Here is a 20,822-nt window from a genome sequence, read left to right on the forward strand (position 1 = left end):
AAGTATTGTCCAGTGACATAGAAGAAAGAGGAACTCCTCATGGCAGTCAAGATTAAGCTGCAGCGCCTGGGTAAGATTCGTACCGCTCAGTACCGCGTTGTCGTTGCTGATGCTCGTACCCGTCGCAACGGTGCGGTCATTGAGAACCTGGGCATCTACCAGCCGAAGGAAGAGCCGTCGATCATCAAGATTGACTCCGAGCGCGTTCAGTACTGGCTGGGTGTCGGTGCACAGCCGACCGAGCCGGTTCTGGCTCTGCTGAAGGTCACCGGCGACTGGCAGAAGTTCAAGGGCCTCGAGGGTGCAGAGGGCACTCTGAAGGTTGCTGAGCCGAAGCCGACCAAGCTCGAGCTGTTCAACAAGGCTCTGGAAGAGGCCAACAATGGCCCGTCCGCTGAGGCCATCACCGCTAAGCGCCGCGAGGCCAAGGAAGCAGCTAAGGCTGCTAAGGAAGCTGAGGAGGCCGCAAAGGCTGCCGAGGCTGAGGCTGCTGAGTCCGAGGCTTCCGAGGACGCCGAGTAATAAGGACGCTGAGTACGCCGCTTAGCTAATCCGGGCGCTACCTTATACTTCAAGACGAAGTGTTGGGTGGCGCCTTTTTGCTTTACGCGGGGTGTTTTACAGAGCCTTTATAAGAGAGGGAGTGTGCGCGTGTCGGTAGCTGACATGGTGCTTATTGGCCGAGTGATCAAGCCCCACGGTGTGCGCGGGGAAGTCGTCGTCGATGCGACAACGGATGACCCGGAAGGGCGTTTCGCAGTCGGGGCCACGCTGTTGGGTGTACAGGCCGGCCGTGAGGAACAGCTGACTGTGAAAACGGCACGCCCGCACCAGGGGCGTTTGCTGATTCGCTTCGAGGAGATTCCGGGCCGCAATGAGGCCGAGCGTCATCGGGGTATGAAGTTTTATGCCGAGCCCGTCTTCGAAGACGAGGACTTTTATGACTTTGAACTTGAAGGCCTGCGCGTAGTCCATAACGGCACCGATATAGGCGAGGTCACTTCTATCGTCCGCGCGCCCGCTCATCGTCTCCTTGAAGTCACGCTTGACGACGGGGCCCGGGAGGTACTCATCCCTCTGGTAGAGGAAATCGTTCCGGAAGTTGACCTTAAGAATTCTACTGTCACCATCACCCCGCCGGAAGGACTGTTGGAGCTGTGAGCTTACGTCTCGATGTAGTCACAATCTTCCCGGAGTACCTCGAGCCACTGCGTCATGCGTTGCTGGGCAAGGCAATTGAGCAGGGCATTTTGAGTGTCGGCGTACACAACCTGCGCGACTGGGCGCCAGGTGTACACCAGGCCGTGGATGACTCGCCCTACGGCGGTGGCCCCGGCATGGTTATGAAGCCGGATGTCTGGGGTCCCGCCCTCGACGAGGTAGCGGCGCTGAAAGCGGAGCAGTCGCTCACGTCCGCGGTGCCACATTTGGACAATGTCCGCCATGATCAGAAATTGGGTTTGGCCGAGGAATCTTCCTATGCTGCAGCGGAAGTGCCGTCGTTAAGCGAAGAAGATTCAGCGAAGCCCCTGCTGATCGTCCCGACCCCGGCGGGCGAGCCGTTTACGCAGCAGATGGCGCAGGAGTTCTCACACGAGGAGCACATTGTGTTCGCGTGCGGGCGCTACGAGGGCATTGACCAGCGAGTTATTGATGATGCCGCTAATCGTTACCGCGTGCGTGAGGTCTCTATTGGGGACTATGTGCTGATCGGCGGGGAAGTGGCGGTGCTGGTGATTGCGGAGTCCGTCGTGCGGTTGATCCCGGGTGTGTTGGGCAATCGCAAAAGCCACGAGGAGGACTCTTTCTCTGACGGTCTGCTCGAAGGGCCGTCCTACACCAAGCCGCGCGAGTGGCGTGGACTGACAGTGCCGGACGTTCTCCTTAGCGGCAATCACGCGCTGGTGGACCGTTGGCGGCGCGACCAATCGCTCATCCGCACGGCCGAACGTCGTCCCGATTTGCTTGCCGACGTCGACCTCAGCGCCCGTGACCGGGAAATAATCCAGGGAGTCATTGGGGAAGTAACCGAGGAGAACTGCTAGTGGCACGTGTTCGAATTGCGCGACCTCGGCACGTCATTGGTTGGCTAGCTGTCCTTGGGGCGCTGGCGTGGTTCACTCAGACGCAGCTGGCGGGGAGTATGGATCAGTCGTTTGCGGGTTGGGTCAGTGACCTGCATGGGGCGCGGGATGGCCGCGTCGATAGTGTGATGCTGGCTTTGAGCGAGATTATCCGGCCGATTTACGTCGCGCCGGTCACGCTTGTTGCTGCGGCACTCCTGTGGTTCCGCTTCCGTGCGTGGGCGTTGCTATTGCCGGCGTCATTCGGTTCGTCAATTGCGGTGACTTATGCCATGAAGTGGTTTTTGGACCGCGACCGACCGGGAGAGGAGTTCTCACTGGTCAACCTGCACGATGCGGCGTTTCCTTCTGCACATGTGGCAGCGGTTACCTCCAGTGGCATGGCCGCGATGCAGCTTGCCATCCCCGTATTGCGCCGCACAGCCCGCAAGCTGCTCGACCTGGCCATCATCGCGCTTATCGGCGCTGTGGCACTGTCGCGCGTGTGGGTCGGGGCGCACTGGCTCACCGATGTTATCGGCGGCCTCATCGCCGGAGTTATCGGCTTAGCAGTTGCGCTGCTAGTTCTTAGGAGATGGCCACGAGCACGGCGCTACGCGCTGCCTTAGTCTCCTCGTAGAAGGCCACGAGTTCGCGGTACCGCTGTGTCGCAGTGGCTTCGTCGATAAGCGAACCATTGTCCGTGATGCGGGCGGCAAGATCGATGCTTGCCAGCGTCTGGTGCACGTCGCCGACGCGATCGGCGCGGATGACTGCGGACAGCGGCTTGCGGCAGACGCGGTCGGCACCGAGGATGGCCTCCGCCAGCGGGTCGCCGAGTGCCTGGCCGTCGATGGGATTGCCGGTCAACGTGCGCAGCAGGGACTCCCAGTCCGTGTCGATGTCCAGGGCATCTTCGTCCGGAACGTCGACGAAGTGCTGCAGGATAATCTTCTCCGCGCCGTCGGTAACAAGCCCCGCCGTGCCGCCGTCGCTGGTCGCCGCAGGTGCTGCGACCTCAACTAACCGCGCTGCCTCCTCGTCGGAGATGCGCAGGTATTCGGCACAGAGTTTCTGCTTCATGGGGCTCCTTTTCCGGTGATTACTGCGAGCCTTCTGTGGGGCGTTCGCCAATTGGTACTTCCACGATAGTAAAGTTGCCCGGGTGATTTCATCAGTAATTGCCCGAGAACTCGCCGCCACTGGTGCGGACGTTGCCGAAAGTGCCGTCGCCGCCGCTATCAAGCTTCTCGACGAAGGCAACACCGTGCCTTTCATCGCCCGCTATCGCAAGGAAGTAACCGGCGGGCTCGATGACACACAGCTGCGTTTCATCGAGGAACGCGTCGTTTACCTGCGCGAACTAGAAGAGCGCAAGCAAACGATTCTCGCCGCCATTGAAGAGCAGGGAAAGCTTAACGACGATCTCAAGGCCGCCATCCTCGCCTGCGACACTAAGGCGCGGTTGGAGGATCTTTACCTGCCGTACAAGAAGAAGCGCAAGACCAAGGCCGATATTGCACGTGAGGCCGGGTACGAACCGCTGGTGGAGGAGCTACTGGCCGACCCCGCCGCGGACCCCGAGACTCTAGCCACTAAGTACGGCGAGGCAGCTGGTAAGGATGCGAAGGACGCTCTGACCGGTGCCCGTGCCATCTTGGTCGATCGCTTCGCTACCGATGCTGATTTGGTTGGCTCTGTCCGTGAGCAGGTGTGGTCTTCCGGTTCCGCCGCCGCTGCCGTGGTGGAGGGCAAGGAGACTGCGGGTGCGAAGTACCGTGACTACTTCGAGCACAACGAACCTCTGGACACCATGCCTAGCCACCGCGTGTTGGCCGTGCTGCGCGGTGAGGCCGAGGGCGTCCTGACGCTCAACATCGATGCGGGTGAGGATGAGACTTACGAACACATGATCCGTGAGGCCTTTGAGCTTCCCGACGGCGGTGCCTCCAAGTGGATTGACCAGGCCGTTCGTTTCGGTTGGCGCACCAAGTTGGAGGTGTCCGCTGCCCTCGATGCCCGCACTCGACTGAAGGAGCGTGCCGAGGCCGAAGCCGTGGATGTCTTCGCCCGTAACCTGCGTGACCTGCTGCTGGCCGCACCGGCTGGCCAGCGCGCCACTCTCGGCCTGGACCCGGGATACCGCAATGGTGTTAAGTGCGCCGTTGTCGACTCCACTGGCAAGGTGCTCGACACTGCCATCGTCTACCCGCACCAGCCGCGCAATGACTGGTCCGGCGCCAAGGAGCAACTGGCCACTCTCTGCGCCACGCACCGCGTGGAGCTCATGGCCATCGGCAACGGCACCGCTTCCCGCGAGACCGAAACCCTGGCCCGCGAAATCGCTGACCTGATAGCTCAGGCCGGTGGCAAGAAGCCGACCCCTGTGGTGGTTTCTGAGGCCGGTGCTTCCGTCTACTCCGCATCGTCCCTGGCAGCAGCTGAGTTCCCGGACATGGATGTATCTCTCCGCGGTGCCGTATCGATCGCCCGCCGCCTGCAGGACCCGCTTGCTGAGCTCGTCAAAATCGATCCGAAGTCCATCGGTGTCGGCCAGTACCAGCACGACGTTTCCCAGACCAAGCTCGAGCACTCTCTCGATGCCGTGGTCGAGGATGCCGTCAACGCTGTCGGCGTGGAGGTCAACACCGCCTCCGCGCCGCTGCTCGGTCGCGTTGCTGGCGTGTCCTCGACTGTTGCGGACAACATCGTCGCTTACCGAGACGAAAACGGCGCTTTCACCTCCCGCAAGGAGCTGCTGAAGGTTCCGCGTCTTGGCCCGAAGGCCTTCGAGCAGTGCGCCGGCTTCCTGCGCATCCACGGTGCTAACAACCCGCTGGATGCCTCCGCCGTGCACCCGGAGTCCTACCGCGTCGTCGATGCCATCGCCGCTTCGACCGGCGTTAGTGTCCAGGAGCTCATCGGCAACTCCCGTGTCCTGTCCAAGGTACGTGCTGCAGACTTCGTCGACGAGTCCGCCGGCATCGGCCTGCCCACCGTCCAGGACATCTTGACCGAGCTGGACAAGCCCGGCCGCGATCCGCGTCCCGAGTTCGTCACCGCCACCTTCAAGGAAGGCGTGGAGAAGGTCTCCGATCTTCAGCCCGGCATGATTCTCGAGGGCACCGTCACCAACGTCGCGGCCTTCGGCGCCTTCGTCGACGTCGGAGTCCACCAGGACGGCCTCGTCCACGTCTCCAACATGGCCCGCGGTTTCGTCTCCGACCCGCACGAGGTCGTCCGCTCGGGCGAGGTGGTCAAGGTGAAGGTTCTCGACGTTGACGTCGAACGCAACCGCATCGGTCTATCGCTCAGGCTTGACGACGACGCCTCGGATGCCAAGCCAAAGCGTGACGGCGGTCGCCGTGATGGTCGTGGTGATGGTCGCGGCAAGGGGCGCAAGCGCGGTTCCCAGAACAAGAAGCAGGGCGGTTCCATGGCTGACGCGCTGCGCAGGGCAGGCTTTTAGCGCTTGATTTATTAGCGCATTGCCTATTAGCGCATAGCGTCGATGCGGCTGTTGATCTCACCTGCGACAGCCGCAGCCATTCCATCCGGTACGACGATGGTGTAATCGGACCCCGAGGTCTCAATCTTGACTGCCTCGCCTGACCGTGCCGCCACGGTGATGCGGCCATCATTGCCAAGTCGAAGCCCAATACCGCCACCGTCGGCCCAGTTATAAGTGGCCGGCTTCGCATATTTGATGGTTCGAAGCTCAATGGGGTGTTTCATCTTCAGCGGTCCACAGCCGTTAAAAACGGTAATGGAATCTGTCTTCGGGTCCGTGTCTAGTGTCATGCCGGTTTCATATGCGATGAGGAATAGCGGCGTGCACAGCAGAAAAACAATGCCGAGGCTTGGCAGGAACACTGCGAGCGCTACAGACACCACGCACCAGACTGCGAGGGCGATCTTGACGCCCTTAGAGATGGTCACACTGACGTCGATGGGAGTCGGGTCTCCTTCTCGATGGGGCAACTGTGGCGATGTCGGCTCGGTGACCGTGGCGTCGGTAAGCGAGGAGTAGTCCTTGAGGCGGCGCGTCACGAGCAGGGCTGCTACTAGGCCGATGATGACGCCGGCTATTGCATAGATCCAGCCGATTCGGGCGGTGGTGGGGTCGGTTGTGCCGATTTGCGGGATGATGATTGCGAATTCAATGCCGATTAAGAAGCCGCAGAGAGCGAGGTTGGTTATTGCAATTGGCTTGCGCACGACAAGCGGCGTACTGGTCTTGGCGCCGAGCCAACCGATCTGCGCACATGCTATGACGATGATCGCCATAATCAATGTGCTTTGAATCGGCGGCATGAAACCGTTGGGAGTGCCGTTACCGCTCCAATGCGTTGCTAATTGGTCTGGTAGTCGGTCGGAAATGGCAATTACCCACAGAAGCTGTGCAATGGCCAGAACGCACGGGGTGATGATCGTTCCTCGAACAATCCAGGGGTCAAAGCGTGGAATCTGCTGCATGGAGACAATCTAGCAGTTGGGGGGGGGCTTTGTAGCAACGGTCGGTGGCGGTCGTTATTGGAGTGCTGTATCAGCGTGACGTTGTAGCGAGCGGTTGTAGCGTGCCGTCTTAGTGTGCGCGGAGTTTCGCCAGAAGATGCACCTCGTGACATTTGATAACACACTCAACATCGAACTCGAAAATACAAACGAAAAAGTTTTATTAAAAGGGTTGTAAAATCGAACGTGCGTGCTAGAATGGAGGTATCAAGAACAAAGTGCTTGAGCTTCTCTTCTTGGCGTTGGGCTAGTGGTATTCACTGGTCATCGACACCAAGTGGGGTTGGGGCTTTGGGGGAACAATGTCTGAAAAAGATAGTCCGGCCAAACAACCGTCCGATGTTTACCAAGCGGCTCTGCTGCCTGAAGCGCCGCAGTTTTTCCACGAGTCATCCACGAACCAGTTGGCGGTGGCGGGTATCCAACGCAATCGCTTGGAACTGGGTATAGCTTGCGGTTGCACGCCGAAGTCGCTTGAGGTTGATGTGGATGCATATATTGCTGAAATCGCGCCCGAGTTGGGTATTTCCCGCGGTAAAGCGCTCGAGTATGTAGAGGTCGGCATTCAGTTAGCACGCATGCCTCGGCTGGGTGCCTTTATTAAAGCTCGAGCTCATTTGCCCTTTGCGCATTTGATCACCATTGCTCGCGCGACAGCGCCGCTCCACGATCCAGAGGTGCGTGCAGCTGTTGAAGAAGAAATTGCCCGCTTTGTCATTCCCCGAAAGCATGGCGAGGCACTCCGGGGAGTTCGCAGCCTACATAAATTCCTGCAACGGGTTATCGAAGAAATTGAACCTCAGCTTCGCCCCAAAAACCTTCCGGGTGATGTCGATCCGCTGCTTCCTGCAGGAGAACGCGAAATAGTAGGAGAGAGTATCGGTTTTGAAGAGAGCGACAACTTCGCGGAAGTTTTTATGGAGCTGGAAAAGACCCGCGCTCTCGAATTCAAAACCACCCTCGAGTCCATCTCCAGCTCAGCTGGCTGCACTCGAGTCGAAGCTTTGACACACCTCATCCGCGGCACCGCCGAGGCAAAAATCGTACTCAACCTATACTGTCCTGCCACAGAGGAGCGCCCCCGCACCGCCTGGCTTGGCGGCGTTGGCTGGATCTCGCAGTTAGCTACGCAGGCGTGGATTGATAAGGTCACGCATATTCGTATGCTTGCCGACGAAACCGCGGAGGGCTACGCCCCAACCGAAAGTCAGAGGGCCTTCGTTAAAGGTCGGGACGGAACGTGTCGCTTTCCGGGGTGTGATGTACCCGCGGAGCTCTGCGACATTGACCATATTGAGCCGTACGACAAAGAGCACCCAGAGGAGGGCGGGGCAACGGAAACGCCGAACCTCCACTGCCTCTGCCGCCGGCACCACAACATGAAAACAGCTGGTCTTTGGAATGTTGCACGTGATCGGGGTGGGGTGGAACTGTGGACGTCGTCAAGCACGGGCAAAAAGGCGGTGAGCCTGGAAGATGGGCCGCTCGCCGGGCACGGACGCTACACCTTTGACAAACGGGGACTGCGGATGACGCAGGCGCTGGCAGAATATAACGAGTATCGCCAGGAGCTGATAGAGCAATCACGGAAGCTGGTCGAGGAAGCGCGCAAGGGAGAAGACGCCGATACTCCCAGCCCGCAAGTCCCGCAAGACTCGGAAGCTCCCCAAGACCCCCAGGACCCGCCGAACATGGAAGAGTTTGGTTTCTGACCAGGGGGTGTGTAATAATTTCCAGGTTGTCTTTATAGGCAGCTTTACCTGTTTCGGGCATGAACCGGCCGAGCGTCCCTCTGCGGGAAAGCGCCGCCAGGGTCCTCTGTCTATGCAAAAAGTAAAGGAATAAGTTTCCATGAACATTCTTGACAAGGTTGATGCAGCATACCTGCGCGACGACATTCCGGAGTTCCGCGCTGGTGACACCGTCGAGGTCGACGTAAAGATCGTTGAAGGTAAGACCGAGCGTATTCAGGTCTTCAAGGGCGTCGTTATCCGCCGTCAGGGCGGTGGCGTCCGCGAGACTTTCACCGTCCGCAAGATGTCCTTCGGTATCGGCGTTGAGCGTACCTTCCCGGTGCACTCCCCGAACATCGACGAGATTCGCGTTGTCTTCAAGGGCGACGTTCGCCGTGCGAAGCTGTACTACCTGCGCAACCTGCGCGGTAAGGCTGCACGCATCAAGGAGCGCCGCTAGTCTTTTGGCGCAAAATAATCCCCATCGAGTGTTGAGCTCGGTGGGGATTTTTCTATCGCGTATAGTCTTTTCCCATGATCGACGACGATTCTCGCGAACAGACTGACGGCCAAAAAGAAGACCGTACTGAAGGCTTGAAAGGCTTCCGGAAACTCGACGAGGAGCCTGAAAAGCACACTCCGTGGTACATCGAGATTCCAATCATTATCGTGATTGCCCTGCTCATCAGTGCTGGTGTGCAGTCCTTTATCGGCCGTGTCTACGTGATTCCATCCGAGTCGATGCAGCCGACGCTCAACGGATGTGTCGGGTGCACCGGTGACCGCATTTGGGTGGATAAGGTTTCCTACCAGTTCTCAGATCCCAAGCCCGGCGATGTTGTCGTCTTTAATGGCCCGGAGTCCTGGAACAGTAACTACGTGTCACAGCGTTCAAGCAACCCGGTGGCGAACTCGCTGCAGACGGTCGGTTCCTGGATTGGCCTTGTCGCCCCGGATGAGAATGCGTTGGTCAAGCGTGTGATTGCCACGGGTGGGCAGACTGTGCAGTGTCGCCCAGGAGATCCCGGCATCATGGTTGACGGCAAGATGACAGACCAGGATTTCATTAAAACTCCGGCAGACAAGCCGGTGGTGGATAATCTTGGCTCAGAGCAGTGTGGTGGCCCGTACTTCGGGCCGGTAACAGTGCCGGAGGGGAATCTGTGGGTCATGGGTGATAACCGCACCAACTCTGCGGACTCTCGCTATCACATGGGCGACGAGCTGCAGGGTACTGTGCCGCTGGATAACGTCGTCGGCAAGGTGCAGGCAATCATCCTGCCGTTTAACCGCATCGGTGGCGTCGATGATCCGGACATCCAGCACAACTAGGCAGCACAGTCTGCTCACGCCGCCGGCGCCGAAACTGCGGAGGCTGAAGCAGTCGCGCACGATAGAGGTCGCGCTGGCAAAGCGCGGCTTTGGACCTGTAGCCGGGGTCGACGAGGCTGGTCGCGGCGCCTGTGCAGGCCCGATAGTTATCGCCGCCTGCTGCCTTCCAGAACGCCCTATCGCAGAGCTGGATAAGCTCACCGATTCTAAAAAGCTCACGCCGGCCGCACGTGAACGGCTCTTTCCGCTCATCCAACGCTTCGCCACCTCTTTTTGCGTGACGACGATTCCCGCGTCCTACATCGACCAATTCGGCATTCAGGACGCGAATGTCACTGGAATGCGCCGCGCGGTAGCCGGGTTGGGACAGCGTCCTGGCTATGTGCTTACCGACGCACTCAAAGTGTCTGGCTTCACGGCACCCTATTTGCCCGTGATTGGTGGTGATTCCGCTTGCCGATGTATTGCTGCTGCGAGTGTCTTAGCCAAAGTCACCCGCGACCGCATTATGGTTGACCTATCGGAGAAGTATCCGGACTATGGTCTGGCGGGGCATAAGGGCTACGGCACGTCATCGCATATGGAAGCGATTTCACGCCATGGCGCAACCCCGGTGCATCGGTGGTCATACCGCAATGTGCGCTTGGCACACGCGGAGTATCTTGAGCACCCCGAATAGACCAACATGTACAAAAAGAGCAACATGTAAACACTCGAAGGAGCCGTCGCGGTCGTGAGCGCAGAAGATCTAGAAAACTACGAGGCCGACGTTGAACTATCCCTGTACAAGGAGTTCCGCGATGTCGTTAGTCAGTTTTCGTACGTTGTTGAGACGGAGCGCAGGTTCTACCTTGCTAATGCTGTGGAGCTGATTCCGCACAACAGCGAAAACGAGGTCTATTTCGAGCTGCGGATGTCGGATGCGTGGGTGTGGGATGTCCATCGCCCGGCTCGGTTTGTCCGCTACGTGCGCGTTATCACTTTCAAGGATGTCAATATCGAGGAACTGGATAAGCCGGACTTGCGACTGCCGTAGGTTATCGTCGCCTGTCATCGCATGTTATGGCTAGCTGCTAACAGTTATCCACAGTCGAAAAATTATCCACAGTTAGGGCCCTCTGAGCATTTATCGGAGGGTCTTTGTCATGCCCGCTGTGCAAGAGTGTTTCCGAACCGCCAAGGCGGCAAGAGTCTAGGCAGTAAACCGCCAAGGCACAATTCAACGGGGAACCAGGGGGACCGGGGCTATGACACAGAGCTTTGAAGAACTAACCACGAGACAGCTCGGCGCGTTTGGGGAGGATTTCGTCGCCGAGATGTTGGAGGATCAGGGGTGGGAAATTATTGCTCGGAATGAGCGGGTGGGGCGCTATGAGCTCGATCTTATTGCTGAAGATGTTGACGGCAGGCTGCATTTTGTGGAGGTAAAAACGCGGCGCAGCTCGCGAAGTAGTCAGTTTGGGGACGGCAGAGAGTCCATCACAGCAGCCAAGCTTCGTCATTTGCGCAAGGCGGCGGCACAGTGGCTGCCAGAGAGTTCTACCTACTGGTTAGAGTCCGTAGTTATCGACTGCGCAGAAGTCACAGTGTCCAGCCCTTCGTCCGGTCCTCCAGTCGTTGAAGTTACGTACATTCCCGCAATCAGCGACGCGATCATGTGGGACTGCTAGATGACTGTCGGTACAGCTCTTGCAGTCAGCCTCAGCGGCATTGAAGGAACTATTGTGCAGGTGGAAGCCGATGTTGGGCGTGGCTTGCCGGGAATGTATATCGGTGGGCTCGGCGATGCCGCCGTCGGAGAAGCCAAACATCGCGTGCGCACGGCGGTTGCTAACTCGCAGTTGCCCTGGCCGAAGACAAAGGTCGTCGTGAGTCTGTCGCCGGCGCATATCCGCAAGCACGGCACTAGCTTTGACCTCGCCATCGTCTGCGCCATCCTTATCGCAACCAGCGATGACATGGAGGCCCGAGGTCGTCTCCGCCACACGGTTCTCATTGGCGAACTTGGGCTCGACGGTTCCATTCGCCCGGTGCGTGGAGTGCTGCCGCAAGTCCTTGCCGCCCGCGAGGCCGGTGCCCGTTGGGTTGTCGTTCCCGCCGCCAACGCCGCCGAGGCCGCGCTCGTCGACGGCATCGCAGTCTGCACCGCAGCCGACCTCACACAGCTATGGGGCTGGGTACTCACCGGCTCAGGTTTGACGACCGCGCTTAACGACGACCCCAGCGAACAAGCCTTCTCGGTAGACCTGGCCGATGTCGATGGCCAACCTGAGGCCCGCTTCGCCCTCGAGGTAGCCGCAGCAGGTGGGCACAATCTGTTCATGCAGGGTTCTCCGGGAACTGGGAAGTCCATGCTCGCTGAGCGCTTGCCCACAATTCTGCCGCCATTGCAGAAGTGGCAGCAGCTGGAGGTCACCGCGCTGCATTCGGTGGCCGGAGCGCTCGATACTGCGGACACTCTTATTCAACATCCGCCGTTTGTGGCTCCACATCACAGCGCGACTGTGGCAGCGTTAGTCGGCGGCGGTGCTGTGCCCAAGCCCGGCGCGATTAGCCTTGCCCACCATGGGGTGCTGTTCTTGGACGAAATCACCCTCATGCGCCCGGCGGTATTGGATGCGTTGCGGATGCCGATGGAAAACGGGGTGGTCGTCCACCTGCGTACGCACCATCGAGTGACCTTTCCGGCGAGAACACAACTAGTCATGGCGACCAATCCCTGTCGGTGTGGGGCGGCGTATGCCAGCGAATGCACCTGTTCTAGTACCGAGCGAGCCAAGCATGGTCGCGCATTATCGGGCCCGCTACGCGATCGCATGGATCTCAACGTTACGCTTAGTCCTGCCGGGGCCAAGCTGGGAATTAAAAACAAAGCACACAATGAGCCCTCCGCGGCCGTTCGCGATCGGGTACAGGCCGCACGTGACCGTGCCCGCCATAGGTGGCAGGCCCTGGGGCTTGCCGACGAAGCAGCCGTCACCAACGCGAGTGTGCCACGCTCGCTTCTCCGTCGTCACGCGGGCTTAGACGAAGAAGCGATGGCGTTATTGGACTTCCAGTTGAGGAACGGAGAGATTACCCAGCGGGGAGTGGACAAAGTAATCGCAGTGGCGTGGACGCTCGCAGATCTCGGGGGAGTAGACGCGTTTACCTTCGAGCACGTGCAACGTGCCTGCCAGCTGCATGACCGCGGGGGCGGCTAATACAACCGAACCATTATCAAGGGGGAGAAATGGACGAAATTCACGCGTGGGCTTACCTGAATCGGGTGGTAGAGGCGACGCATCCGCAGATTGTGCGGCTCGTGACGGAGTTTGGCCCGGTAGAGGTAGCGGAAAGGATCAAGGCTCGCGCCGGGCTGCCGGAAAGTCTGCTCAATACGACGCAGGCACGGGCCGACGTTGACCAGAGCGGCCACGATTTGGAGCTGGCGGCAGCGATGGGGTGGCGTCTTATTTATCCGGGGCACCCAGAGTGGCCGGGGGAGCTGCTGTCCTGCTTTACGACGCTCGAAGTCCGTGACCGCGCCGATGCACCACCACTTGCGCTGTGGGTGCGTGGCCGTGACTTGCGGGACGTGGTCAGTGAAGCGGTGGCGATTGTCGGAACGCGGATGGCCAGCAGCTACGGGACACAGGTGGCGGCCCAATTCGCGGGGCAGTTCGCGAATGCGGGGGTTAGTGTCATCAGTGGTGGTGCGTTGGGTATTGATGCCGCGGCGCATCGAGCTGCGCTCGACGCTGGCGGCACTACGGTTGTGGTCGGAGCCGGTGGTGTAGGGGTTGACTATCCGCGGGCGCATGCAGAGCTCTTCGACCGGATTGCAGAGCGGGGTGCGCTGATTACGGAGTATCCACCGGGGGTGCGACCAGCACGGCATCGGTTTTTGACTAGGAATCGGCTGGTAGCGGCTCTATCGCGAGCAACCACAATCGTCGAGGCGGGCTGGCGTTCAGGGGCGCGCAACACAGCGCACTGGGCAGTGAGGCTAAACAAGCCCTTGGGAGCAGTGCCGGGACCGGTGACGCTGCAAACTACCTCTGGCTGTCATGATCTAATCCGCAGTGGCGAGGCTGTCCTGGTGTGTAGTGCCGATAATGTGCGGTCGCTGTATCGGTCAGTTGGCACAGTGAATGAGGATGCTCAGCTTGAATTGTTGTGGGAAAAGTCGGCGGTGCAGAAGCTTTCTCGAAACGAGCTCGCTGTCTACGACTCTCTGAATTCTGCGGAGCCAACGCCGGTGGGAGAAGTCGCAGCGCAGGCGGGATTGGCCGTGGCGCTTACGACACATTTGTTGCTGGAGCTGCAGGGACAGGGGCTGACCAGTCGGGTGGAGGGTGGGTGGTTGCGCCAGGAACAGAAGCGTTAGTGAGGCGCTAATAAAGCCTTCTGCAGAGAATCTCGAAAAAATCTTGAATTAGGTATTGCAATTCTCTGTACGCTCAGTAATATAGGCAAGGCAAGCCTAAGTAACTGTTACGGAAACGGGCTTGTGACATGGGTGAGGCAATAGGGCAGTGGCTCTGGCGAAAGTCGGAGTCACTGCCTTTTTTCCGCTGTCTGGTGAGGTCTCGCGGTGTGCATCTACTAAGGTCAGAACCGTGAAGCGCGCAACCGATAACGACGACAGGACTGAGCCGGATCTCGGGTTATCCGCCAATATTGAGGCCGTGCTCATGGATTTTCTCGATGAGCTGACTTATTCCCGCAGGCTCTCTGGCGCAACCGTCCGTGCCTATCGAGCCGATCTCATCCCCCTCCTTGCCGGCCTGGACCACATCAGTGAACTCTCCACCCCTGTCATCCGTGCGCACCTCGGCGCGAAGCATGCGGAGGGTGCTGCGCGGTCATCGCTGGCTCGCTTAACGACGTCCATTCGCCAGTTCTGTAGTTGGCTCGTAGCTCGGCAAATTCTCGATGCTGATCCGTCGCTGCGGCTGTCAACGCCGAAGAAACATCAGCATCTTCCGGAAGTGCTCTCGCCGGAGAGGGTTGAGGAGGCAATCGAGAAAGTCTCCTCCGAGGACAGCGCAGTTGCGGCTCGCGACTTGGCCATTGTGGAACTGTTGTATGCCACCGGGATGCGTGTAGAAGAGCTGTGCAAGGCCGATGTCTCTGATGTGGACTTTTCCCGCCACATCATCTCGGTAGTGGGTAAGGGGAACAAGCAGCGCATCGTGCCCTTCGGTGCACCAGCGGAGGCGGCACTCAAAGGCTGGCTCCAGGTGCGTGGAAGCTTTCATGCTTCCGCACAGGCCGAACATGCGCTTTTTCTCGGTGTGCGTGGAGGTAGATTGAATCCTCGTCAGGCGCGCCGAGTTATTCATAAATGGGCTGATGTTTCACCGCATGCTCTCCGACATTCTGCGGCCACGGCCATGGTGGAAGGTGGCGCTGACTTGCGTGTGGTGCAGGAGATGCTCGGTCATTCGAGTCTGGCGACCACGCAGATTTATACCCACGTCTCAGCGGATCGTCTCCGTGAAGTACATAAGCGGGCTCATCCGCGCGCTTAATTGCGCAGGGTTGTTTAATTGCGTACAGGCTTGAGCACGATTGGTCTCCGCTGTATCAAATCCAGTGGGTTGAGATAGTCTTTGCCGCGCAGTGCGCCCCAATGCAGGCCCGGTTCGGGATGTTTGGCGTTGACCACAAGATGACCAATCACCTGGCCAGCGGCCACGTGGTCTCCCTTTTCTAACGTGGTATCTATGGGCTGATAGGTTGTGCGGATGCCATCGGCGTGCATGATTGACACGGAAGTCATTCCGGCGATCGAACCGGCGAAATGCACCACACCGGGAGCTGAGGCGCGGATTGGCTGACCCGGGGAGGCGTTCAGGTCTACTCCGCGATGTCCAGGCTGCCAGCGTTTTTCCGGTGGGGTGTAGTCGCGTAGAACTTTGCCGTGCACAGGGAAGGTATGCGCAATAGCGGATATTGGCTCGCCGGTAGCTGCAGGTGGGCTTGGGGGTGTTGTTAGCGCGACAGCGAGCACGAATAGCGCTAATGTGCGCATTAGCGAGCGCCTGAAACTCTGCTTGGTCGTCATGCGCGATAGTGTGGCGGACGCTGCACTCGTCGACAAGCGGCAGTGCATTGCAAACGGTTCTAGCTGTGGATGACTTCTTGTCCTGTGGATAGCAGGGCGTGTCAGATATTGCGACCTGCGCGATGTATCAGATAAGATGACGCTCGCGGTGTCTGCCTTAATGGGCGGTCATTAGCACAAAGACTACGCGCGCGACCCATTCCGGCTGGTTCACGGGTGCTCGGCAAGAATATCTGTCGGGTGTGAGGCAGCGGGGGAGCGCTAGGGCACAGGGAAAGCCTGTGCGTGAACTGTAACCACCTATATCGGATAAGAAAGGAAGGGAAGCAGCCGCAGCCCTAGTCAGGCTGGACGTGAGGATCTTCCCTGAATATGACATGGCTGTTGTATCCATGCGAGAACTGCTCGATGCAGGTGTCCACTTCGGTCACCAGACCCGTCGTTGGAACCCGAAGATGAAGCGTTTCATCTTCACCGAGCGCAATGGCATCTACATCATCGACCTGCAGCAGACCCTGACCTACATCGACGAGGCTTTCGAGTTCGTCAAGGAGACTGTCGCTCACGGTGGCAACATCCTGTTCGTCGGTACCAAGAAGCAGGCTCAGGAAGCCGTTCAGAACGAGGCAGAGCGCGTTGACATGCCATACGTCAACCACCGCTGGCTCGGCGGTATGCTGACCAACTTCGCCACCGTTTCCAAGCGCCTGGCTCGCCTGAAGGAGCTTCAGGCAATGGACGCTGCTGAGAACGGCTACGAGGGTCGCGGCAAGAAGGAAATCCTGATGCTGACCCGTGAGCGCACCAAGCTGGAGCGCACCCTGGGCGGCATTCGCGACATGTCCAAGGTTCCGTCCGCACTGTGGATTGTTGACACCAACAAGGAGCACATCGCTGTCGCCGAGGCTAAGAAGCTGGGCATTCCGGTTGTTGCCATCCTGGACACCAACTGCGACCCGGATGACGTTGACTTCCCGATCCCGGGCAACGACGACGCAATCCGCGCTGCTTCCGTGCTGACCCGCATCATCTCCACCGCTGTTGAAGAGGGCCGCAAGGCTCGCGCTGAGCGCGAGGCCAACGCTGCTCGCGAGGCAGCAGGCGACGCTCCGATCGAGTCCGCCGCTGAGAACACCGACCAGGCTGCAGAGATGGACGCCGAGGGCTCCACTGCAACTGAGACGGCATCCGCTGAGTAAAGCTGAACTTTCTAACCACCACAAGTTCTAACCACCACAAGGAGGAACGCCCAGCATGGCGAATTTCACTGCTGCTGACGTCAAGAAGCTCCGTGAGCTGACCGGCTCCGGCATGAAGGCTTGTAAGGACGCACTCGTCGAGACCGACGGCGATTTCGACAAGGCTGTCGAGATCCTGCGTATTAAGGGCGCAAAGGACGTCGGCAAGCGTGCAGAGCGCACCGCCGCCGAGGGCCTGATCGCTGTTTCTGGTAACACCATGGTCGAGGTCAACTCCGAGACCGACTTCGTTGCCAAGAACCAGGAGTTCATCGACTTCGCCAACAAGGTCGCCGACGCTGCCGCAGCAGTCAAGGCAAACTCCCCGGAAGAGCTCGCAGCAGCTGACCTCGACGGTCAGACCGCAGCTGACGCTACCCAGGAGCTCTCCGCAAAGATCGGTGAGAAGCTGGAGCTGCGTCGCGCCGCTACTCTCGAGGGCGACAACATCGCTGTCTACCTGCACCGCCGTGCAGCAGACCTGCCGGCAGCTGTCGGTGTTCTGGTTGCTTACACCGGTGAGGGCGAGGGTGCTGCAGAGACTGCTCACGCAGCAGCTATGCAGGTTGCCGCTCTGAAGGCTCAGTACCTGTCCCGCGAGGATGTCCCGGCCGACCGCGTCGAGGCAGAGCGCGCTGTCTACGAGAAGATCACCCGCGAAGAGGGCAAGCCGGAGCAGGCTATCGCCAAGATCGTCGAGGGTCGTCTGAACGGCTTCTACAAGGACGTTGTTCTGCTGGAGCAGCCGTCTGTCGCTGACAGCAAGAAGACCGTTAAGCAGCTCATGGACGAGGCTGGCGTTACCCTGACCGGTTTCGTTCGCTTCGAGGTTGGCCAGCACTAATTCGCTGTAATTTGTGCATAAGCCTCTAGCTGTGAGCTAGTTTAAATGCCCCACTCGGGAACCCGGGCGGGGCATTTTGCTGTCCTGTAGCCGATAAAGCGGAGCGTCAAGTGTGCCTTGCTGTCGTGACCGGGTAGACTCGTCTGCGACTTTTTAAACGGTGTGAGAAAGGTGCATGGTCATGGCAGAATCTGTCGAGCGCAATGGCTTCAAGCGTGTGATGCTCAAGCTCGGTGGTGAGATGTTCGGTGGCGGCAAGGTTGGCGTTGACCCGGACGTGGTGCAAAACGTTGCCCGACAGATTGCGGAAGTTTCCCGAAAGGGTGTCGAGGTCTGTGTCGTCATCGGTGGCGGTAACTTCTTCCGTGGCGCACAGCTTCAGCAGCGCGGCATGGACCGCGCACGCTCTGACTACATGGGCATGCTGGGCACGGTCATGAACTGCCTGGCTCTGCAGGACTTCCTCGAGCAGGAGGGCGTGGACTGCCGTGTTCAGACCGCCATCAACATGGCACAGGTCTCAGAGCCGTACCTGCCGCTGCGTGCTAAGCGCCACCTGGAAAAGGGCCGCGTGGTCATCTTCGGTGCAGGTATGGGTATGCCGTACTTCTCCACCGACACCACCGCCGCCCAGCGTGCCCTGGAGATCGGCTGCGAGGTGCTGCTGATGGCCAAGGCCGTTGACGGTGTCTACTCGGCTGACCCACGTGAGGTGCCGGACGCAGAGCTGTTCGACGACATCACCCACCGTGAGGTTCTGGAACGGGACCTGCGCGTTGCTGATGCCACCGCCTTCTCCCTGTGCATGGACAACAACATGCCGATTCTCGTGTTTAATCTGCTTACCGAAGGAAACATTGCGCGCGCGGTAGCCGGTGAGCAAATCGGTACTCTCGTCCACAGCTGATAAATTTGTTCGTAATACGTTCTTTCCACAGAGCGCTATAGAACTATCTAGAACCCGAGTAGAAACCCGAGGTTAAAAATACAATGATTGATGAAGTCCTGCTTGACTGTGAAGAAAAGTACGGTAGCTCCGTAGAGCACTGCCGCGAAGAGTTGACGCACATTCGCACTGGCCGTGCGAACCCGGCGATGTTCAATGGCGTTATTGCGGAGTACTACGGTGTTCCGACTCCGATTACCCAGATGGCTACCATTTCGGTTCCGGAGCCGCGCATGCTGCTGATTAAGCCGTATGAGCTGAGCGTCATGGGCGACATCGAAAACGCGATTCGCAACTCCGACCTGGGCGTGAACCCGACTAATGATGGCCAGGTTCTGCGCGTAACTATCCCGCAGCTGACCGAGGAGCGCCGTCGTGAGATGGTCAAGGTCGCACGTTCGAAGGGTGAAGACGCCAAGATTGCGATTCGCAATGTCCGTCGTAAGGGCATGGAAACTCTGAAGAAGATTCAGAAGGACGGCGACGCTGGCGAGGACGAGGTGCAGGCAGGCGAAAAGGAGCTGGACCAGGTCACCAAGAACTACGTCGAGCAGGTGGACTCCTTGGTTGAGCGCAAGGAAGCGGAACTGATGGAGGTTTAGGCCTTCATATTCAACCGGGAGAGGGGATTTGAGGCGCCAATGCCAACGTCGAAGCCAGCGTCCAATAAGGAACGTGTTCTAGACGAGCTACGGCTTATTAAGCCGCGTAACTCGGCAGGTCGGAACCTGCCGGTTGCAATTACGGTGGGCGTAGCACTTGGTGCAGTCGTCATCATCGGCTTGCTGCTGGGGGCGCTCGCCTGGACCGTTCTGGTCGCCGCGGCGGTTGGCCTTGCAACCTGGGAGGTCTGCGAGCGGCTCCGCGAGTCCGATTGGCAGGTCCCTCGCCCGGTTCTGATTTTCGGCGGACAGCTGATGGTGTGGCTGTCCGCCTACTGGGGGATTGACGGTCTGGTCATGGGCCTGACTGTTACCCTGATGCTTTTACTAGTCACCCGTCTGTTTTTGCACGGGATGGCTGAAGCACCACGGAACTGGCTGCGGGATGTCGCAGTCGGAGTTTTCGTGGTGATGTGGATTCCGTTCTTTGCGGCGCTAGCTGTGCAGCTGGTGCACATGGACAATCCCTGGGGAGTCGACCCACGTCTGGTCATTGTGACCTTCATGATCGGGGTGATTTCCAATGACGTCGGAGGCTATGCCGCCGGTGTCATGTTCGGAAAGCATGCGATGGCCCCGAAGGTAAGCCCTAAAAAATCCTGGGAAGGATTCGGCGGCTCTCTCGTACTCGCCACCATTACTGGAGCGCTCTGTGCAATCTTTATGTTGCACGCGCCGTGGTGGCAGGGCATCGTGCTGGGCATTGCCTTGGTTATCTCCGCCACGCTTGGTGACCTGATGGAGTCCCAGTTCAAACGCGATCTGGGGATTAAGGATATGTCCTCGATATTGCCGGGCCACGGCGGTCTGATGGACCGCCTGGATGGCATGCTGCCATCAGCCGCGATGACGTGGCTGATATTGCAGCTTTTCAGCCTGGTTTAATTTGGCTGGTTCAGTCGGGCTTTAGTTGTCGCCCTTACGAATCTGGCGGCGCAGATCAAACATTCGCCAGCCACCGATTAGCGCAGTGATGAGGGCGCCGAGGATAGCAGCGAACAGCATTCCGACACCGACCGGGAAGTTCCAGGCCCAGCCGAACAGGTTTAGTGTGGTCTCCTGCTGATTCTGCAGAATGAATACAAGCAATACGATCAGCAAAACTGCACTGATGACCAGGCCAACCCACATCGAGCCCGCGGTAGTCTTTTTCACCTTGCGCCGGCCAGGAGCGGGCGCTGGCTCCGGTGCGGAGTCCTTCTCTGCGGGCGCGTCAACGACTGGCTCTGGAAGGTTGTCCTGCTCTGGTGCAGGAGCCACGGAATCATTTGGAGAGTACGACGGAGCATCGTCGAAAAGCGGACTGTCGTTATTCGGCTGATTAGCGTTAGTCATACCTATCATTCAACACGTTTTGGCAGGTATGTACCACTTGTAAAGGTCCACTTAGTTGCGGTTGCCTAGTCACTCATTAGGCCAAAACCGTCATTACATGCG

General features: G+C 58.9%; 23 protein-coding genes. 19 read left to right on the plus strand and 4 right to left on the minus strand.

Annotation, left to right across the window (positions count from 1 at the left end; translation table 11 throughout):
- Window positions 1-39 precede the first annotated feature (39 nt).
- The 4 genes from rpsP to CRD20_RS09890 all read left to right on the plus strand — a co-directional run bounded on the left by rpsP (window position 40) and on the right by CRD20_RS09890 (window position 2,692).
- Window positions 40-522 carry a 30S ribosomal protein S16 gene (gene rpsP / locus CRD20_RS09875; protein ID WP_038628648.1) on the plus strand — a complete coding sequence of 161 codons (483 nt, stop codon included), beginning with the start codon at window positions 40-42 and terminating at the stop codon, window positions 520-522.
- A 144-nt stretch (window positions 523-666) separates the two neighbouring features.
- Entirely contained in the window at window positions 667-1,161 is a 495-nt protein-coding gene (gene rimM, locus CRD20_RS09880; RefSeq protein WP_187405374.1) for a ribosome maturation factor RimM, read from the plus strand.
- On the plus strand, window positions 1,158-2,045 hold the full coding sequence (gene trmD / locus CRD20_RS09885; protein WP_187405330.1) for a tRNA (guanosine(37)-N1)-methyltransferase TrmD: 888 nt from the start codon (window positions 1,158-1,160) through the stop codon (window positions 2,043-2,045). Before rimM ends, trmD begins: the two co-directional genes overlap by 4 nt.
- A complete protein-coding gene (locus CRD20_RS09890; RefSeq protein ID WP_070439622.1) occupies window positions 2,045-2,692 on the plus strand; it encodes a phosphatase PAP2 family protein in 648 nt (215 codons plus the stop codon). The genes trmD and CRD20_RS09890 overlap by 1 nt, the downstream gene beginning before the upstream one ends.
- On the opposite strand, the gene CRD20_RS09895 is transcribed toward CRD20_RS09890, so the two are convergent.
- Entirely contained in the window at window positions 2,652-3,146 is a 495-nt protein-coding gene (locus tag CRD20_RS09895) for a DUF1877 family protein (RefSeq protein ID WP_049171521.1), read from the minus strand. The genes CRD20_RS09890 and CRD20_RS09895 overlap by 41 nt on opposite strands.
- An 82-nt stretch (window positions 3,147-3,228) precedes the next feature.
- Here CRD20_RS09895 and CRD20_RS09900 point away from each other — a divergent pair, with 82 nt between their 5' ends.
- Window positions 3,229-5,532 (plus strand): Tex family protein, encoded by a 2,304-nt coding sequence (locus CRD20_RS09900; protein WP_187405331.1) that lies wholly within the window; start codon window positions 3,229-3,231, stop codon window positions 5,530-5,532.
- A 26-nt stretch (window positions 5,533-5,558) separates the two neighbouring features.
- On the opposite strand, the gene CRD20_RS09905 is transcribed toward CRD20_RS09900, so the two are convergent.
- A complete protein-coding gene (locus CRD20_RS09905) occupies window positions 5,559-6,539 on the minus strand; it encodes a DUF1648 domain-containing protein (protein WP_187405332.1) in 981 nt (326 codons plus the stop codon).
- A 341-nt stretch (window positions 6,540-6,880) separates the two neighbouring features.
- On the opposite strand from CRD20_RS09905, the gene CRD20_RS09910 reads away from it, so the two are divergent.
- From CRD20_RS09910 to CRD20_RS09950, 9 genes are all read left to right on the plus strand, one after another.
- Window positions 6,881-8,290, plus strand: coding sequence for an HNH endonuclease signature motif containing protein (locus CRD20_RS09910; protein WP_187405333.1), 1,410 nt, complete (start codon window positions 6,881-6,883; stop codon window positions 8,288-8,290).
- Between the two features lie 139 nt (window positions 8,291-8,429).
- A complete protein-coding gene (gene rplS / locus CRD20_RS09915) occupies window positions 8,430-8,771 on the plus strand; it encodes a 50S ribosomal protein L19 (protein ID WP_070643998.1) in 342 nt (113 codons plus the stop codon).
- Window positions 8,772-8,845: 74 nt separating this feature from the next.
- Complete coding sequence (lepB, locus tag CRD20_RS09920) at window positions 8,846-9,643, plus strand: signal peptidase I (RefSeq protein ID WP_187405334.1); 798 nt, start codon at window positions 8,846-8,848, stop codon at window positions 9,641-9,643.
- Entirely contained in the window at window positions 9,618-10,322 is a 705-nt protein-coding gene (locus CRD20_RS09925) for a ribonuclease HII (RefSeq protein WP_187405335.1), read from the plus strand. The genes lepB and CRD20_RS09925 overlap by 26 nt, the downstream gene beginning before the upstream one ends.
- A gap of 54 nt (window positions 10,323-10,376) precedes the next feature.
- On the plus strand, window positions 10,377-10,679 hold the full coding sequence (locus CRD20_RS09930; protein ID WP_005509529.1) for a DUF2469 domain-containing protein: 303 nt from the start codon (window positions 10,377-10,379) through the stop codon (window positions 10,677-10,679).
- Window positions 10,680-10,890: 211 nt separating this feature from the next.
- Window positions 10,891-11,313 (plus strand): YraN family protein, encoded by a 423-nt coding sequence (locus tag CRD20_RS09935; RefSeq protein WP_187405336.1) that lies wholly within the window; start codon window positions 10,891-10,893, stop codon window positions 11,311-11,313.
- Window positions 11,314-12,846, plus strand: coding sequence for a YifB family Mg chelatase-like AAA ATPase (locus CRD20_RS09940; protein WP_070644005.1), 1,533 nt, complete (start codon window positions 11,314-11,316; stop codon window positions 12,844-12,846).
- 29 nt (window positions 12,847-12,875) lie between these two features.
- Window positions 12,876-14,012 (plus strand): DNA-processing protein DprA, encoded by a 1,137-nt coding sequence (gene dprA / locus CRD20_RS09945; protein WP_070644008.1) that lies wholly within the window; start codon window positions 12,876-12,878, stop codon window positions 14,010-14,012.
- Window positions 14,013-14,304: 292 nt separating this feature from the next.
- Window positions 14,305-15,159 carry a tyrosine recombinase XerC gene (locus tag CRD20_RS09950; RefSeq protein ID WP_070644063.1) on the plus strand — a complete coding sequence of 285 codons (855 nt, stop codon included), beginning with the start codon at window positions 14,305-14,307 and terminating at the stop codon, window positions 15,157-15,159.
- A 14-nt stretch (window positions 15,160-15,173) separates the two neighbouring features.
- Here CRD20_RS09950 and CRD20_RS09955 read toward each other — a convergent pair whose 3' ends face one another.
- Window positions 15,174-15,695 (minus strand): murein hydrolase activator EnvC, encoded by a 522-nt coding sequence (locus tag CRD20_RS09955; protein WP_255468819.1) that lies wholly within the window; start codon window positions 15,693-15,695, stop codon window positions 15,174-15,176.
- A gap of 377 nt (window positions 15,696-16,072) precedes the next feature.
- On the opposite strand from CRD20_RS09955, the gene rpsB reads away from it, so the two are divergent.
- The 5 genes from rpsB to CRD20_RS09980 all read left to right on the plus strand — a co-directional run bounded on the left by rpsB (window position 16,073) and on the right by CRD20_RS09980 (window position 20,270).
- Window positions 16,073-16,894: a 30S ribosomal protein S2 gene (rpsB, locus tag CRD20_RS09960; RefSeq protein ID WP_040360682.1), complete on the plus strand. Its 822-nt coding sequence runs from the start codon at window positions 16,073-16,075 to the stop codon at window positions 16,892-16,894.
- Window positions 16,895-16,949: 55 nt separating this feature from the next.
- A complete protein-coding gene (gene tsf / locus CRD20_RS09965; protein ID WP_070644010.1) occupies window positions 16,950-17,777 on the plus strand; it encodes a translation elongation factor Ts in 828 nt (275 codons plus the stop codon).
- Window positions 17,778-17,958: 181 nt separating this feature from the next.
- On the plus strand, window positions 17,959-18,684 hold the full coding sequence (gene pyrH, locus CRD20_RS09970; protein WP_070603858.1) for a UMP kinase: 726 nt from the start codon (window positions 17,959-17,961) through the stop codon (window positions 18,682-18,684).
- A gap of 83 nt (window positions 18,685-18,767) precedes the next feature.
- On the plus strand, window positions 18,768-19,325 hold the full coding sequence (gene frr / locus CRD20_RS09975; protein WP_038628675.1) for a ribosome recycling factor: 558 nt from the start codon (window positions 18,768-18,770) through the stop codon (window positions 19,323-19,325).
- Window positions 19,326-19,364: 39 nt separating this feature from the next.
- Window positions 19,365-20,270: a phosphatidate cytidylyltransferase gene (locus CRD20_RS09980; RefSeq protein WP_187405337.1), complete on the plus strand. Its 906-nt coding sequence runs from the start codon at window positions 19,365-19,367 to the stop codon at window positions 20,268-20,270.
- Between the two features lie 21 nt (window positions 20,271-20,291).
- On the opposite strand, the gene CRD20_RS09985 is transcribed toward CRD20_RS09980, so the two are convergent.
- Window positions 20,292-20,720, minus strand: a complete 429-nt coding sequence (locus tag CRD20_RS09985; RefSeq protein ID WP_255468820.1) for a lipopolysaccharide assembly protein LapA domain-containing protein — start codon at window positions 20,718-20,720, stop codon at window positions 20,292-20,294.
- Window positions 20,721-20,822: the final 102 nt, after the last annotated feature.

This window comes from Corynebacterium sp. LK33 (assembly GCF_014334955.1).
Lineage (GTDB): Bacteria > Actinomycetota > Actinomycetes > Mycobacteriales > Mycobacteriaceae > Corynebacterium > Corynebacterium jeikeium_D.

What these genes read in the sequence shown, in the direction of transcription:
- CRD20_RS09895 (WP_049171521.1), bottom strand. Translation starts at nt 3,146, where the DNA reads ATGAAGCAGAAACTCTGTGCCGAATACCTGCGCATCTCCGACGAGGAG.
- rimM (WP_187405374.1), top strand. Translation starts at nt 667, where the DNA reads ATGGTGCTTATTGGCCGAGTGATCAAGCCCCACGGTGTGCGCGGGGAA.
- dprA (WP_070644008.1), top strand. Translation starts at nt 12,876, where the DNA reads ATGGACGAAATTCACGCGTGGGCTTACCTGAATCGGGTGGTAGAGGCG.
- pyrH (WP_070603858.1), top strand. Translation starts at nt 17,959, where the DNA reads ATGGCAGAATCTGTCGAGCGCAATGGCTTCAAGCGTGTGATGCTCAAG.
- frr (WP_038628675.1), top strand. Translation starts at nt 18,768, where the DNA reads ATGATTGATGAAGTCCTGCTTGACTGTGAAGAAAAGTACGGTAGCTCC.
- CRD20_RS09935 (WP_187405336.1), top strand. Translation starts at nt 10,891, where the DNA reads ATGACACAGAGCTTTGAAGAACTAACCACGAGACAGCTCGGCGCGTTT.
- lepB (WP_187405334.1), top strand. Translation starts at nt 8,846, where the DNA reads ATGATCGACGACGATTCTCGCGAACAGACTGACGGCCAAAAAGAAGAC.
- CRD20_RS09905 (WP_187405332.1), bottom strand. Translation starts at nt 6,539, where the DNA reads ATGCAGCAGATTCCACGCTTTGACCCCTGGATTGTTCGAGGAACGATC.
- CRD20_RS09980 (WP_187405337.1), top strand. Translation starts at nt 19,365, where the DNA reads ATGCCAACGTCGAAGCCAGCGTCCAATAAGGAACGTGTTCTAGACGAG.
- rplS (WP_070643998.1), top strand. Translation starts at nt 8,430, where the DNA reads ATGAACATTCTTGACAAGGTTGATGCAGCATACCTGCGCGACGACATT.
- rpsP (WP_038628648.1), top strand. Translation starts at nt 40, where the DNA reads ATGGCAGTCAAGATTAAGCTGCAGCGCCTGGGTAAGATTCGTACCGCT.
- CRD20_RS09955 (WP_255468819.1), bottom strand. Translation starts at nt 15,695, where the DNA reads ATGACGACCAAGCAGAGTTTCAGGCGCTCGCTAATGCGCACATTAGCG.
- CRD20_RS09910 (WP_187405333.1), top strand. Translation starts at nt 6,881, where the DNA reads ATGTCTGAAAAAGATAGTCCGGCCAAACAACCGTCCGATGTTTACCAA.
- CRD20_RS09985 (WP_255468820.1), bottom strand. Translation starts at nt 20,720, where the DNA reads ATGACTAACGCTAATCAGCCGAATAACGACAGTCCGCTTTTCGACGAT.
- CRD20_RS09940 (WP_070644005.1), top strand. Translation starts at nt 11,314, where the DNA reads ATGACTGTCGGTACAGCTCTTGCAGTCAGCCTCAGCGGCATTGAAGGA.
- CRD20_RS09925 (WP_187405335.1), top strand. Translation starts at nt 9,618, where the DNA reads ATGATCCGGACATCCAGCACAACTAGGCAGCACAGTCTGCTCACGCCG.
- rpsB (WP_040360682.1), top strand. Translation starts at nt 16,073, where the DNA reads ATGGCTGTTGTATCCATGCGAGAACTGCTCGATGCAGGTGTCCACTTC.
- tsf (WP_070644010.1), top strand. Translation starts at nt 16,950, where the DNA reads ATGGCGAATTTCACTGCTGCTGACGTCAAGAAGCTCCGTGAGCTGACC.